The organism is Bradyrhizobium sp. UFLA05-112, from assembly GCF_053572325.1.
In genome coordinates this window covers 24,970-39,445 of record NZ_JBANBK010000080.1, presented here as the reverse complement: position 1 = coordinate 39,445, position 14,476 = coordinate 24,970, and the positions used below count along the sequence as shown (strand labels likewise).

At 55.7% G+C, this 14,476-nt stretch carries 10 protein-coding genes; 5 read left to right on the top strand and 5 right to left on the bottom strand.

What is annotated here, in order from left to right:
- Positions 1-147: 147 nt before the first annotated feature.
- Positions 148-1,485 carry a glycosyltransferase family 4 protein gene (locus SO180_RS33350; RefSeq protein WP_449383063.1) on the bottom strand — a complete coding sequence of 446 codons (1,338 nt, stop codon included), beginning with the start codon at positions 1,483-1,485 and terminating at the stop codon, positions 148-150.
- A 24-nt stretch (positions 1,486-1,509) separates the two neighbouring features.
- Positions 1,510-2,922: a nucleotide sugar dehydrogenase gene (locus tag SO180_RS33345; RefSeq protein WP_449383062.1), complete on the bottom strand. Its 1,413-nt coding sequence runs from the start codon at positions 2,920-2,922 to the stop codon at positions 1,510-1,512.
- Positions 2,923-3,189: 267 nt separating this feature from the next.
- Between SO180_RS33345 and SO180_RS33340 the strand changes: the two genes are divergently transcribed.
- Together SO180_RS33340 and SO180_RS33335 are read left to right on the top strand one after the other, a co-directional pair.
- Positions 3,190-4,050 (top strand): glycosyltransferase family 2 protein, encoded by an 861-nt coding sequence (locus SO180_RS33340; RefSeq protein WP_449383061.1) that lies wholly within the window; start codon positions 3,190-3,192, stop codon positions 4,048-4,050.
- A complete protein-coding gene (locus SO180_RS33335) occupies positions 4,047-5,072 on the top strand; it encodes a lipid II:glycine glycyltransferase FemX (RefSeq protein ID WP_449383060.1) in 1,026 nt (341 codons plus the stop codon). The genes SO180_RS33340 and SO180_RS33335 overlap by 4 nt, the downstream gene beginning before the upstream one ends.
- Positions 5,073-5,197: 125 nt before the next feature.
- Here the strand turns inward: SO180_RS33335 and SO180_RS33330 are convergent, their stop codons facing one another.
- A complete protein-coding gene (locus SO180_RS33330) occupies positions 5,198-6,091 on the bottom strand; it encodes a polysaccharide deacetylase family protein (RefSeq protein WP_449383066.1) in 894 nt (297 codons plus the stop codon).
- Between the two features lie 1,417 nt (positions 6,092-7,508).
- On the opposite strand from SO180_RS33330, the gene SO180_RS33325 reads away from it, so the two are divergent.
- Positions 7,509-8,879 carry an O-antigen ligase family protein gene (locus tag SO180_RS33325; protein ID WP_449383059.1) on the top strand — a complete coding sequence of 457 codons (1,371 nt, stop codon included), beginning with the start codon at positions 7,509-7,511 and terminating at the stop codon, positions 8,877-8,879.
- A gap of 56 nt (positions 8,880-8,935) precedes the next feature.
- Here the strand turns inward: SO180_RS33325 and SO180_RS33320 are convergent, their stop codons facing one another.
- Positions 8,936-10,081 (bottom strand): acyltransferase family protein, encoded by a 1,146-nt coding sequence (locus SO180_RS33320; protein ID WP_449383058.1) that lies wholly within the window; start codon positions 10,079-10,081, stop codon positions 8,936-8,938.
- Between the two features lie 663 nt (positions 10,082-10,744).
- On the opposite strand from SO180_RS33320, the gene SO180_RS33315 reads away from it, so the two are divergent.
- Both SO180_RS33315 and SO180_RS33310 read left to right on the top strand, forming a co-directional pair.
- On the top strand, positions 10,745-12,271 hold the full coding sequence (locus tag SO180_RS33315; RefSeq protein ID WP_449383057.1) for a lipopolysaccharide biosynthesis protein: 1,527 nt from the start codon (positions 10,745-10,747) through the stop codon (positions 12,269-12,271).
- Between the two features lie 42 nt (positions 12,272-12,313).
- A complete protein-coding gene (locus tag SO180_RS33310; RefSeq protein ID WP_449383056.1) occupies positions 12,314-13,207 on the top strand; it encodes a glycosyltransferase family 2 protein in 894 nt (297 codons plus the stop codon).
- Between the two features lie 192 nt (positions 13,208-13,399).
- Here the strand turns inward: SO180_RS33310 and SO180_RS33305 are convergent, their stop codons facing one another.
- On the bottom strand, positions 13,400-14,317 hold the full coding sequence (locus tag SO180_RS33305) for a hypothetical protein (RefSeq protein ID WP_449383055.1): 918 nt from the start codon (positions 14,315-14,317) through the stop codon (positions 13,400-13,402).
- Between the last annotated feature and the right edge of the window lie 159 nt (positions 14,318-14,476).

Here is a 14,476-nt window from a genome sequence, read left to right as displayed (position 1 = left end):
AGTTGAGGCCCTCGCCAAAAAATGGGCAGGCAAGCGCGCCAAACGCAGCTAACCCGCGGCCTGCACCGGAGGGTTACACTCCGTCAACAAACGCGGGCCGACCAATCTGCACCCTATCGATAGAGCACTTGCTGGAGAGCGTATCCGTTACGGCTCGTGATCCTGAGCGCATTCGGAGGCGCCCGCGCAGACTCCGGGCTGGACGTCGCTGCCAATTGTCGCGCCCAGACGACCGGCTCCAGCCACGAAAGCCCCGGTCTTGCAGCCTCGTTTGAAAAGCGCCTCGTAGGCAGCAATCAGTTTCGGCTCTTCATGCGCCCACGATAGCTCGTCGCGCGTGCGCCGACGTCCGTGCATGCCCATCTCTCGACGACGATCTGGATCATCAATGAGTTCCAGGATCTTGTTTCCAAAGTCGATCGTATCAGTATTGCGAGCGTAAAGAGAGGCCGATTGCGCCGACACTCGCCCCTCCGATAGATCGAACTGCACGATTGGCTTGCCTAGCGCCATGTACTCCATGATCTTGTTCATCGTAGACATATCATTCATCGCGTTGGGGCGATCCGGGTTGACGCAGACGTCCGCGGTCGAAAGCACCGTGAACAAGGTCGTGTCGTCCACCCTGCCGGTGAAAGTCACAAATTCTGAAATGCCCATCTGCGCACAAACCTGCTTTAGCGACTCCAGGTTTGGTCCCGCACCCATAATGACGAACTGGACATCCCTTCGTTGTCTCGTCGACGTTATGTGCTTGATCGCCTCAAGCAGGAGATCGATGCCTTCCTGTTCCCCGATGACGCCGACATAGCCGACAAGATGCGACCGGCCATTGCGCCACGTGTTGTCGGGAGGCAATTCGCGCACCCGCGCGAGGTTCGGTCCCGACCGAACGACAAACACGCGATCTGGCCTCATTTTGCCGCGCTGGACAGCGACGCGGGCATAGGACAGATTGGTGGCGATGGAGATGTCAGCTACCCTGAACGTCGCTCGTTCGAGAAGAACCAGCGCTTTCCAAATCAGCCCGCGATGTCCGAATTTTGCTTCGAACAACTCTGGGTTCAGATCGTGATGATCGAACACAAACTTCTTGCCGAACAGATACTTATAGAAGGCCCCGATCAGGAAAATAAGATCCGGCGGATTGCAGGCGTGAACCACATCAAAACCATTCCGCGCGAACACCTTGAGCGAATAGGCAAACTCCCAGAATAGCGCGCTGCTGTATTCGGCGAGATAGGCGAGCTTGCCCTTGGCCTGGACCGGCAACGGATGGCGATGGATTTCGATCCCGTCGATCAGTTCGAAGGGAGTCTCCGCGAGCGGACCACGAGGACAAATCACTGACACCTCGTAGCCGGACCTGCGCAGCGATTGCGCCTCCGCCCAGACGCGACGATCGAATGGCACCGGAAGATTTTCAACAATGATCAGAATCCTCCGCGGCCGGAGGCTACGCGTGTCGTCAACACTAGATGCCATTGTCATGATCGCCAGACCAGCGATTTACCAACAAATGCCGCGATAATTAATTCCGGTCTGCCCGTCCGGCCTGATGCGCACAAGATCGATGATTATTTTCTCGTGACCGATCAAAGGCGACGAATTCTTCTGAAACTCCTCGCGGTTTCCTACCACTAAAACCTCAGCAAAGTCGGCGAGTTCGGTCATTGTCTCTCGCAGCAGGCAGGCAATATGCGGCAGGCGCCTGATCAACTCATCTCTGTTGACCCCTGTGAGTCGCGACAAACGAATGTTCGAATCATAGATCGCGAGTTCATAGCCGCGTCCGATCAATCTTTCTGCAACCTCCAGCATTGGGCTGTAACGCAGATCGTCCGTGTCCGGCTTGAAGCTCAGGCCGACGAGACCAATACGCCGCTTTCCGGTCGCGGCGACAAGTCGAAAGGCGCTTCGAATCTGGTTTTCGTTCGCTTGCAGAACGGCATCAAGTAAGGGCGTGTCAACGTCGACCATTTTTCCGGCATGGCGCAAAGCGCTGACGTCCTTGGGCAAGCAAGAGCCGCCGAAAGCGAATCCGGGTTTGAGGTACGCCGGCGAGATATTGAGTTTCGTATCGCTTACCAGAGCCTGCATCACTTCGTGGCTGTCGACGCCCATCGCTTTGCAGAGCAGTCCCAACTCATTTGCAAAGCTGATCTTCGTCGCATGCCAGGCATTGTTTGCATACTTGACCGCCTCGGCGGCGCGAACTGACATGATTTGGGGGGCGACAGAAAATTTTTCATGGATATCCATGAGCCGCCGAAGCGTTTGCGGGTCATCTTCGACGCCGAATACGATCGCTCCCGGATTATCATAGTCGCCTATGGCTGTTCCTTCTCGCAAGAATTCTGGAAAATACGCAATTCCAAAATCTCGACCAGCTTGCTTGCCCGATGAGCGCTCCAGCATGGGTATGATCAATTCTTCCATCGTGCCCGGCAACATCGTCGAGCGCATCACAACCGAATGAAAGTTCGTGCTCTTGCGGAGACTCTCTCCAATCTGCTGCGCCACCCGGCTCACGAACGCCGTTTCGAGTGAGCCATTCTCTTGCGAAGGGGTTCCGACGCAGATCAACGAGACGTCGGTTGACAGGACGGCCGCCAAAGGGTCGGTCGTTGCCTTCAATCGACCAGTGCGGACAACGGCATCGATGTTTTCACTGAGCCGTGGCTCGACGATTGGCGACAGACCTTCGTTCAGGATATCGACCTTCTCCTGGTTGACATCAACGGCCACCACTTCATGCCCGTCGCGTGCAAGGCAGGCTGCAGACACTGTCCCGACATAGCCGATGCCGAAGACGCTGATTTTGAGCTTGGCTGAACTATCTGAGAGAATATTTTCCTGAGGATCGACAAAGCCTGCGATGTCCTGCGCCGTCTTGACCTGGCTGTAGATTAAGCCTTCCATATTGAATGCCTCCGACGACGTGCAAAAATATTGCAAATTAAATTATGATCGTTTAAATGGATTATAATTTAAAACTCTGGATAAACAACAGGTATTTAATGCGCCGGAGTCGATTGGCTTACGTTTATCAGAATCCGTCCGTTTGGCAGATAAGAAGCCCACTGCTCCTGTGGCGATGCGGGCGGCGCCGAACCTGCGGCTGTAGTCGGCCTTCGCGCCGGCGTCCGAGCAGTTGCTCCCGTTGTTCGGACCATGCTTGAGGAAACCATGATTTCGATTGTCGTCCCCGCACACAACGAGAGCTCGGTAATAGCGCGAACGTTAGGTGCATGGGTTAGCAACTCGGGTTCCGACGAGATGGACGTAGTCGTCGTTTGCAATGGATGCACCGACAACACGGCGGACATCGCGCGGCGCTTCAGTCCACCGGCACGTGTTATCGAGTCCGAGGTCGCGAGTAAGACTCACGCCCTAAACCTCGGCGATCAGATCGCTCGCGCCTTCCCGCGTATTTACGTTGACGCCGATATCGTCATCAGTGTCGATACCATTCGGGTTTTGGCAAGCCGCCTCGCGCGCGGCGACGTGTTGGCCGTGGCACCAACGCCCGAGATCGATCTAACCGGCTGCTCTTGGCCAGTGCGCAAATACTATGGCATTCGATCCAGACTGCCCTCGTCCCGCGAGGGAATCGGTGGGTCCGGCGTCTATGCTTTGTCCGAGGAAGGACGCAAGCGTTTTACCGGATTTCCAGACCTCATTGCCGATGACATTTACGTTCGGCTTCAGTTCACACCGAAAGAGCGAGAGACCCTCCCCTCCGCTCAGTCCACGGTATTTCCCCCACGCACGATCTCACAGTTGATTACGGTCAGAACTCGTGCCTATGCCGGGATATTCGAGCTCTCTCGCAATTTTTCCGAGCTCCGCGCAAATAAAGGCGAAGCAAATCATCGGACGGTCGTCGCATTGTTCAAGGAACCTCGCATGTGGTCCGGATTGTTGATTTATTGCTTTGTCAATATGCTAGCCCGATGCAGGGCTAGTATTCGTTGCTGGGCTAGAGCTTCTGTCTGGGACCGGGACAATAGTTCTCGCCTCGCGCAATCCGCAGTTTCGTCCAAATGATCACCGTCAAGCGACTGTCGAAGGAAACGTGGGATGTGCTGACGCCCACGTTTCGTGATACTTCCTATCGCCAACTCGGCGGCTATGCCGCTGCTGCAGCGCGCCGAGTCGGCGCGAGCTCTGAACTGAACGGATTGTTCGAGGATCAGACTCTGGTCGGCCTCGCTGACGTTCGCGTCAAGACCATTCCGCTGACGCCCTTCGGAATTGGCTATCTGAGCCATGCTCCCATCATCAGGAACGACAGCAGCTTCTCGGCCGAAAAGTTCGGGCGCTGTGTCGAGGCACTGCGTCGGGAGTACGTCGAGCGTCGGCGGTTGGTTCTACGCGTCGTCCCGGCGCTCGTCGGTGGCCGATTCCAGGAGCTCCAGGTGACGACGCTGGAGGCCAGCGGGTTCCGGCATTGCACGCGGCAGAGCCCCCGAGGAACCTTCATTCTCGATCTGGCGAGACCGCTTGCCACCATACGAAAGGATGCCGATCTCCATTGGCGTCGCAACCTGGCCAAAGCCGAGAAGGCGGACATTCGGGTAACTCGGTCGTTCGAGCCGGATGACTTTGACCAGTTCGAGCGCATATTCCTCGAACTCACCAAGCAGAAGGACTTCAAGACGAACCAGGACGTGCGCTTCTTCAAGAACGTTCAGCACGAACTCCCAGCGGATCAGAAACTCGTTTTGCACCTTGCCTGGCATCAGGGGGAACTTGTTGCGGGGCACCTCGGCAGCTTCGTAGGCGACACGGCCATCTACCTGCTCGGTGCGGCTAATTCCATGGGACGCGATCTGCGCGCCTCGTACCTCCTGCACTGGACCGTGATCGAATATGCGCAAAGAACCGGCAACTGCTACTACGATCTGGGTGGTATCGATCAGCAGCGGAATCCAGGCGTTTTTCGTTTCAAACAGGGATTGAACGGTCGTGCCGTCACTGACGTCGGCCCCTACGAGTGCAGCCCCGGTAGTTTGCAAAGTGGTGTGTTGAACTTCTTGGAGGCCGCGCGCGACCGGTTGCTGGGCTAGTTTAGTTAGCCCTATTTCCAAACCCGCTAAGATTTGCATGAAACGGCGGTGAGCTACCGTCTTATTTCGCCCCTCGTCACCCGAGGTGCGTGTTCGGTCCGACCGCGAGCCACATCACAATTGCACTACAAAAAATGGGCCGACTTGGCCTGGGTGTCCGCAAGATGGCGCCGAACCTCTCGACGCCGACCGCTCAGCTTCTGCTTGAGTAAAGACACCTGCGAGAACCAGGCATAGGCTCCGTGATATTTTAGAAAAAATTCCAGCGGCCAATCGAAGGGATCGACTTTCACGCGCCCCCTGACAAAGCCGGAACTTGTCGTGTCGACAGGATTAGGTACCACGCTGAAAACATAGTCGTAGCCCGCGGCCTTGCACAGTTCGATTGTTGAGGCGTCATGATCTCCATATGGAAAGGCCAGTAGCCGAACTTGCTGTGCCGTCAAATCCTGAAGCTTCAGGCGTGAGCCTTCGATTTCTTCCTTGGCAAGACGTGCATCTATTCGGGAGAGGCGCGGATGCGTGCTGGTGTGAGATCCAAGCGTTACGAGCGAGGAAAGCAGTGGCGTCATCTGGTCCACGGACATCACCGTCTCATCGGCATCAAGGCTACCGGGTTCGACGGGCCAAGTTGGACGACCACCCAAGGCCCCCACGGGAACAAAAATCGTAGAATGAAATCCGCGGGCGCGAAGCTCCGGCAAGGCGTGCTCGGCCACGCTGACATAAGCGTCGTCAAACGTAATTGCGACGTTCGGTCTGCCGCCCGGCAAGTTTCCACGATAAGACGCCGGGAACACCTGTGCTCTGCGCTGGATCGACTCCATTTGGCGCGCGAAATTGGCTCGGTAGGCGTGTGGTATCCCATGATAGTACAGGATAATCAGGCTGCGATCCGATGAACGCCCCATCAATTGAAGTACAAATCGCGAAGATCTTCCTGCGATGTAGTAGAGCAGGCTAATGGCTAGCTTTGCAATCCGCTTGGTGCTTGCCCAAATGGAGATGTTTTTCATCATCACGCGCAGCTACTCACTACATGCGCCAAGCATTTCGCATGCTCGCGCGGGCCGCCTCTTTGGGCCAGCCACTTGCCTGCAAAATCCCGGTGCTTTGGGTCGCGGCCGCCGGAAAAGCTCGTCTGCGTTTCTCATCTTGCCTGAATGCTTTGCCCGAGCCTTTAGCTCATATCCTGTTAAATATTTTAAATCCAGCTTATCTCAGATAAATCGACAAAGCGACGCGGCAAGAAAGCGCGGTCGCCCCCGGCGACCACAGTCAGTTGAGTGCATCAATTGTGCGGCGTCGGGCGGAGTTCCCAACCATCATACGCGGCGCCTTGCCCAAGACAGCAGAAAACGGCTCGCGTGCTGTCTGCAGCCCTCATGGACTTGTATTCGGCCATGATCCCGCTTGGCTCGACCGGAAGACCGTAACGGCCGCCTTCCGTTGGATTGTGCGTTGTTCGGTCCATCGGGCGCGCTCCTCCACTCGACGATAACTCGACGGTCGATGTGGGCAAGACCCACGGAATGTTGCTTCCCCTCACGCAGCCTCTGCAACCCAACGGCGATCAGAAAAAGGCCGGCGCGACTGGAATTGCACGAAAGTGTCCAGCATCGCGCTCACGCACGCTGCATACGGTACCTCGGCCGCGCAGCCGAGGGGTGAACTCCTCGATAGAAGGAGTTCGACTGAATCGTGAACAAGCTGTTTTGATGCGGCCCTCTCGGCAGCGCCGGCGCCGGAACAGTCAACTTTAAATCCACAAAGGCGGCAGATGGGTAAGCTCGAGAGAACACGTTACATTTCCTCAAGCTCCTCCCAACCCATTGAAATATTTTCCTATTTAACAACTCAAGCGAATCTGCACGCCTTGACTCACGACTCTCCATCATTAAATGGCATGTCATTTAAAATGCGTTGAAGAATAATTATTAAATGCGATAATATTCGCTGAAGTCGCCAAGCCAGGAGCCGCAATCAGCGGATTTCACGTTGAAGGCTATCTCAACATCAGTGCCTCAATGTGACGGTGAGAAACATGCGCCTCAATGCCATGACCTGGAATGGCGTTTTGCGCCCAAGGGGACGCCGTGAAGCACAATACCGCTACCTACAACACTACCACCACCCTCTCGTTTACGATCGTTGAAGGTCCGGTAGGCGATGTCTGGCTGCAGGACAATCGCTTCACCCGCGGTGGCTACGCCGTACGCAATGATGGACATGGTCAAATCCGATGACCAACATCAGGATCACGAATAATCGCATTGCCAAAGGTGCCTGCGGATATACCGCGTTCGACGGGATCTGCGCGCCAACATTCACAAGCAATGCCGATGACGCCACCAGATCCCTGCTGGCTCGACGCCCCGGCGTTCCGAACAGGCGGACATTATAGTCCCCGTGGAACTGTCTATCGGAGCCGATCAGATGCCCAGATATTCAATAGCTTCCGGTAAACTCCGGCGTCGTCATGGCCCCGCTTTTCAGGTCGTCAGTCCCTTACACAACGAGCAAGAGCAGGTCGGCCCGTATCCGGCCGGACGGAAAAGATTAAGTTTGCCCGTACTTCTGTTCTTTCTTGGCCTCCTCTGGCCGTGCCAAATTTATATCGGGTCACTGCGACTGTCGCTCTATCGTATCGTCCTTCTCGTGATGATTTTGCCTTGCTTGAGCAAATTTGTCGGCGGGAGAGTGGGTATAAGGATTTCCGACGTTGCAGTGCTGCTGTTCTCCTTCTGGCGTGTCCTCGGCTTAATCGTTGTTGATGGAATAGAACCGTCCAGCCAAACGTTCGGAATTGAGTGGATCGAAACCATCGGACCCTATCTTTTGGCGCGCTGCTTCATCCGTGACGCGGACGACTTCTACAACATGGTCCAACTCCTGTTCAGGCTCGTGCTTGTCCTAATGCCGTTCGCCATTATCGAGCTTGTTTCTGGGCACAACATTTTGCGCGAATTGTTTGCGATGATCTGCCCAACGCCCTTGTTTAGCCCGGAGCAACGATCTGGGCTAACTCGGGTTCAGTCGGTTTTTGATCATCCAATTCTTTTCGGCGTGTTTGCGGCCACCGCGCTTGCCCCGGTTTACTTGGTTCTCGGCTACAAGACGAGCTCCCTTCAGCGCTACCTCATGACTGCGGCCGTAGCGGCTACCGCGAGCATGTCGTTGTCCGCCGGACCCTTAATGGCCATTGTCGCCCAGGGGCTCCTGCTGACATGGAACTCGCTGCTAAAGGGCGTTAAGGCCCGATGGAAAATTCTGATCGGCCTTTTGGCCGTAGCCGCCACTTTGATTGAAGTTGTGGCCAACCGATCCTTGCCGTCAATTGTCTCCGGGTATCTCACATTTGATCCTCAGTCATATTATTTTCGGCTGCTGATATGGGACTACGGGTCGGCGGTAGCCCTAGATCATCCCGTTTTCGGCATTGGCCTGAGCGATTGGGAACGCCCCAATTGGATGGGGCCAAGCATCGACAATTTTTGGCTCGTCTTGGCAATGCGCTCTGGCTTGCCGGCGCCAGTTCTCCTGCATCTGGCCATTTTGTTGATCTTCCTTACCGTAGGTTTCAAGAAAGGTCTCGATGGGAAGATGACAGCATATCGAACGGCTTTTCTGATCGCCATGACCGGGATTTACCTGGTCGGTTGGACCGTCCATTTCTGGGACACCGCATACGTTGCTTTTCTATTTCTAATGGGGAGCGGCGCCTGGGTGCTCGACGCAGAGGCCAAGGAGAGAGCCGGCTTGCGTTTGCCTGCACGGAACGTGCGTTACGGGGTACTGGCTGAATAGTTCGACAACTTACCCATGTACCTTGGTCGTCGAAAAAGTGCATGGAACGCTGACGTTCAGCTTTGCAGTTTTCCAATTCTCTCAGCAGCCGTCCGGGTCGGAGTACGCGATCCGAGAAGTGGCTTGAGCGATTCAATGCAGCGCTCAGCCCACTTCGACACCATCTTCTTCTTGCTCAACACCGGGCTCTCAACAAAGACCCAGGAGGCGTAGGCCAGTACCAGGGTGACGAGAAAGACAACCGCAGCGCCAATCCACCATGTATGCATATTCGGAAATGTCAGACTGAACGCAAGCAGGACCGGTGCATGAATCAAATACACGCCATAGGAAAGGTCATGTTTTAGCGGGACCTTCCCGGGCAGAGCGGAAAGTCCGCAAAACATCATCAGGTACGGCAGGCAGATTGGCATGACGAGGGGTCCTCCGCCGAGGGGCAATGCCCCGACGAGTACCACCAACGTGGTACACGCCAACACGGGGGAGAACGGAATGCGCGCGCGAAACAGGTATAGCACGACGCCGCATCCGAAATAGACGAATAGGCTCATGAAGATCGGAAAACGGCCGCCTAAGGCGGCGGCGAATGACGGACTGAGCGCAATCACGATGGAGATTGCATAGGACGCGCACCAAAACGCCAAAACGAGCCTGCGTCGTTTCAACAGGCCAAAGACACCGAAGAGGCCCAGGAGCATGTAGCAGAGAACTTCGAAATGCAGGGTCCAAAGCGCGCCATTGATGCTCGCGGGGGTTCCGTCGTTCGCGACCACACCGGGCAAATAGTTCACCATCAGCGTCAAGATGTTCTTGGCGTAAAGGTACGTCTGAGGATCTCTGAAGTAGGACGCCAGAGAATGCGTTGTGAGGATTGGACCAAGTACCAGCATCGTCAGTACGACGTTGACGATCAGACCAGGAAATATCCGAAGGCTCCGATGCAGTGCGTAGTACACAACGCTCGCCGTGCGCAGCAAGCCGGGAGTCACCAGGAAGCCGCTGATTGCGAAAAAGATGACCACAGCGAAGCGGCCGAAATCCATGTACCCCGCGCTATAATGCAATAGCGGATCGTCTCGGACATCGGGATATTGAAGCCCGCGGCTGTGGTGGAGGAGCACGATAATTGCAGCAACAAGCCGCACGTGATCGAAACCAGGCCCTCTGAAAGAGGTCAGAACCAATCTGTCCTCGATGGTCAAGCGCGCACCTCTCCTACTAGATCGATGATCGGCGCTGGAGCGCACCCTGCCATTTCAATGTCAGTTGCCCAGCGTTGAGGGCTTGCCGAAGTCGAGGCCATTTCGAACTTCTCAAATGGGCCGTTCGGATCCCAGACCGAGTAGAGTTCCTCGAAGACCGGCGGCCGGCAAATAGACAAGCAATGATATTAATATTAAACATATTAATACGCACCTCCCCCGCGAGACAAGGATATTAACTGGTGAGGGCCGATCGTCTTCTTGCCGATTGAGGGGTCGTCGCCCCGAACGAAATTTGTGAAGGTTTTTCAGTGACGTATAGCGATCCCGGCTTTGACGGCCGGTTTTCTCCTGCCATCATCGAAATGGCAATATACCGAGACATCAAATAAATTTAAATATCACACGCTAGATAATTGGATCGGTCTCGACCATTATAGCGGCAATCCACGGTGCGCTTGCCGCCAGCGAATGTGCTGCGCGGGGCGACCGAGAGGGCCGCCGAAGCCGAGCCGAACGAGTTCGCATGAAGTTGGATCGCCGTGCCTGCTGATTTCTTGGTTTGCATCAGTTCGAGCATGACCGCGAACTGAGAGACAGGACAATGACAATTCGTACCGCCCTAGTGCAGTTGCCCAATGTTGGATCTCTCCGAGGAGAGAAATGAAAGATCTCAAGGAACGAGCAGTTCGCGGTGGCTTGGCCAGGCTCTGCGGCCAAGCAGCAAATCTGGTCCTTCGCCTCAGCTTCATGATGATTATGGCGCGATTGCTGGATCCGGAGGAGTTCGGATTGGTGGCTATGGCGACCATCTTAACGGGGTTTTTCGAAATCTTTAGGACAGCCGGCCTTTCGTCGGCCACGATCCAAAAGGCCAGCATCACCGGCGAACAGATTTCGACACTGTTTTGGATCAACATCCTTGTTGGGACGGTACTCTGTCTTCTGTGCTCAGCGACAGCTCCGGTTCTCGTTTCCTTCTATCACGAACCCCGGCTTTTCTGGGTTACCGTGACCCTAAGTGTAGGCTTTGTGTTCAGCGCGGGCGGAGTGCAGCATTCTGCGCTGCTCCAACGCCAATTGCGTTACGTCGCCCTTGCCATAGCTGAAACACTTTCCCTACTGGCAAGCTTCGCGCTCGGATTAATCATGGCGTGCGGTGCATTCGGGTATTGGGCTCTCGTCGTTTCAACGATTGCCGCGCCGGCCATCAATACCGCCTTGATGTGGGCGAGCACTGGCTGGATGCCGGGCATGCCGCGCCGCAACGCTGGGATCTACCAGATGCTACGCTTTGGTGGCACAATCACTCTGAACAACCTGGTGATGTATTTCGCTTATAATCTTGACAAACTGCTTTTGGGCCGCTTCTGGGGCGCCGATGCGCTCGGACTCTATGGAAGAGCGTACCAACTCATCAATGTACCAACTAGCAATCTCCACGCGGCAGTCGGTGGTGTCGTGTTTTCCGCAATATCGCGGCTCCACGATGACCCAGTACGTCTCAGGAATTACTTTCTGAAGGGCTACTCCCTTGTCTCCTCGTTAACCGTGCCTGTTTCGGTTTTCGCAGCCTTTTTTGCTGACGACATAGTCCTTGTTGCTCTTGGACCGAAGTGGACGGATGCGACGACGATGTTTCGCTTGTTGACTCCGACCATCTTCGTGCTCGGCGTCATCAATCCTACGGGCTGGCTCATCCAATCCGTTGGGCTGCAGGTACGAAGTTTAAGAATTGCCTTTGTCATCGCTCCACTCGTCATGACCGCATATCTGATTGGACTGCCTTATGGTCCCAATGGCGTCGCGCTCGCCTTTTCGGCTGCGATGACGGTGTGGCTGGTGCCACATGTTTTCTGGTCACTGCACAACACAGTGGTTTCCCCTTGGGACGTGTTACTAGCGACATGCCGGCCGTTCCTTGCGAGCGTCGTGGCCGCCGCCTTTGCCCTTGGCATTGAATTCTATATGATGAATCTAGGCTATCTGCAGTCGCCGCTCTTGCGGCTTCTGATGGTAAGCGTTGTCATGGTCATTTTTTATCTTGTGATCTTCTTGTTCGCCTTGGGGCAAAAGACGCTCTATTTCGACCTTCTGAGGGGATTGAAAGGCTCTACTCCTTCGGCCAAAACTCCAACTGAGGCTGGTTTCATGGAATCCGAAACAACGAACAAACATCTATGCACGTAGCGCGCCTCATTCCGCCAGTATTATGACTCCATAGGAACTCCGGTGACCACGAACTCTCCCAAGTTTTCGGTCGGGCTCGCTGTACGTAATGGCCGACACTCTGTCGGACGCTGCATCGAATCGATCCTGTCTCAGGACTTCACTGATTTTGAACTCGTCATCAGCGATAACGCCTCGGATGATGGAACGACCCGAATGCTCGAGGAATACGCGTGCGCCGACCCGCGTCTTAGGATCAACGTCAATCAGACCAACATCGGTTTGCACGAGAACATGCGGCGTGCCCTCGACCTATCCCGAGGGACCTTCTTTCGCTGGATCAGTGCCGATGATTGGCTGGAACCGAGTTGCCTTTCCACTTGCGTTCGTGCGCTTGAGAGCCGCCCCGACGCGACCGGTGTAACCACATGGTTCACGATACATACGCCCGGCCGGCCGCCCCGATACGAAGAGTATCGGGGCGAGGTCCCGGACTCGCCGGATCCGGCTCAGCGTTTCGAGCGGATGTTGTGGTTCTTCCACGCCGGAGACGCGAAATACGATCCGGTGTATGGCGTCTATCGCCGGGATCGCCTCATTCGAACCCCCTTTCCCCATCCCTCAGAGCGGACCGACTGGTTGATTAGCGCCGAACTCGCGCTCCTTGGCCCTGTCATCCATGTGCAGGAGCGGCTTGCAAACCGCACACGCGAATATCCCCGTAGCGTCGATCAAGCGGCCTTCAGGCGCCGTCTCGATCCCGTACTGGCAGAAAAACTGAGGACCTCCCCACGCCGCCTGTACCGCGAATTGTATGCCCTCGCCGTTTCAGCGGATCTCTCCGATGCGCAGCTGCGACATTGCAGATCAGCGCTTCGGCGCTTCTGGATCAAGGAGCAGATCCGCCTGGCGCGCTCGGGAATCTCGAATGCGCGACATCGAATATTCCGACGCTGAACCGCTAGGGAGCGCCGCCCGGTGGGCTCAAACCACAAGGGGGATCGCAAAAAGCCTGTAAAGCGTGATGTGGAGAACAACTGGCGAGCCGGGATGAAGAAAGCTTGGCTCATCGTCGAGCTTACAATGGCGGCGCCGTGCCACGGAAATCCAACCCGAGCTCCGCGTCGTCTTTGCCACACACCACGAACTTCACGGCGGTATTATCGCTCCGGTCTCATGCCAAACATTTCCGGACCATAGGAAGCCCGGCCCGTTACGGTTGAAACCGGAGTGCGTTCCATATGCCCCACATCGCGGATAATATCGTCTCGAGAAGCGATTGTTGGTGACGTGGACGTTCACGGGAGAAGCGCCGTGCTGCGAGGGGCCATATAAGGTATAGCTGCCACCGAAGAAGAGATTGCCGTCAATGGTCATGTCGAATTGACCTTCGGACAAGGCAAGGCATGAGCTAGCTCCTCGCCAGTGAGTGGGCGAGAAGGCGCCGCCCGTCTCGATGCCGACAATGGTGTTATGGATCACTCGGAGGCCGCCCGTATGATCCCAGCCGTACGTTTGCAGGCCGTCGTCGTGATCTTCGCCCCAATCGGCAAAGTCGTGGATGTAGTTGTCATGCATATAGAGTGAGCCGCCGCCATCGACTCCGTTTTCGCAGCCATAGATTTCGCAGAACCCGACTTCGATGGCGTTGTATACGCCATCAAGCAAGTGGGAAGCGTCGCGGTTATCCTTAACCGGCACGCCATAGAGCCTGCAATTCAGAACCTTGAGATCCTTGTTGCCGAGCTCGCCTGGTACACCAACACACCAAAGCTGGCCGGAGCCGTTGACGACGCAATTCTGGACCGTAACGTTATTAGCGTGGACCACAATCGCACCGGTCACACGCAACCCGCTGACCACAGCGTTGTCTGTGCGGACCTCGTAATTGCCCGTGTGGTCCTGAAATATCGTTTGAGCGACCGGGCCCGTATTAGTTTCATCGGGAAAGCCGGCAAACCGCGTAGCAGGGGTTGGCACGGGAGATTGTGCTATGCCAGCCGTGACAAAGGACATCGCGCCGGAGAGGAGACCAGTCGTCAGCACGCGTCTATTGATTTTGTCCATGGCGTTCGGGCACGGGTTCGAGAACGTCTTTGTTATGATCGGATCTACGGGACCGGCGGGTCCAGTCAACGCGTTCCCATTTCCTCCGAGCGGACTGACTGGCAATTCACCACAGAACTGGCTCTCCGTGGACTGATCATTCGTACGGACGAGCGGCTT

Coding starts and splice junctions, on each gene's coding strand:
- SO180_RS33330 (WP_449383066.1), bottom strand. CDS start 6,091: ATGATGAAAAACATCTCCATTTGGGCAAGCACCAAGCGGATTGCAAAG.
- SO180_RS33340 (WP_449383061.1), top strand. CDS start 3,190: ATGATTTCGATTGTCGTCCCCGCACACAACGAGAGCTCGGTAATAGCG.
- SO180_RS33345 (WP_449383062.1), bottom strand. CDS start 2,922: ATGGAAGGCTTAATCTACAGCCAGGTCAAGACGGCGCAGGACATCGCA.
- SO180_RS33315 (WP_449383057.1), top strand. CDS start 10,745: ATGAAAGATCTCAAGGAACGAGCAGTTCGCGGTGGCTTGGCCAGGCTC.
- SO180_RS33350 (WP_449383063.1), bottom strand. CDS start 1,485: ATGGCATCTAGTGTTGACGACACGCGTAGCCTCCGGCCGCGGAGGATT.
- SO180_RS33335 (WP_449383060.1), top strand. CDS start 4,047: ATGATCACCGTCAAGCGACTGTCGAAGGAAACGTGGGATGTGCTGACG.
- SO180_RS33305 (WP_449383055.1), bottom strand. CDS start 14,317: ATGGACAAAATCAATAGACGCGTGCTGACGACTGGTCTCCTCTCCGGC.
- SO180_RS33325 (WP_449383059.1), top strand. CDS start 7,509: ATGCCCAGATATTCAATAGCTTCCGGTAAACTCCGGCGTCGTCATGGC.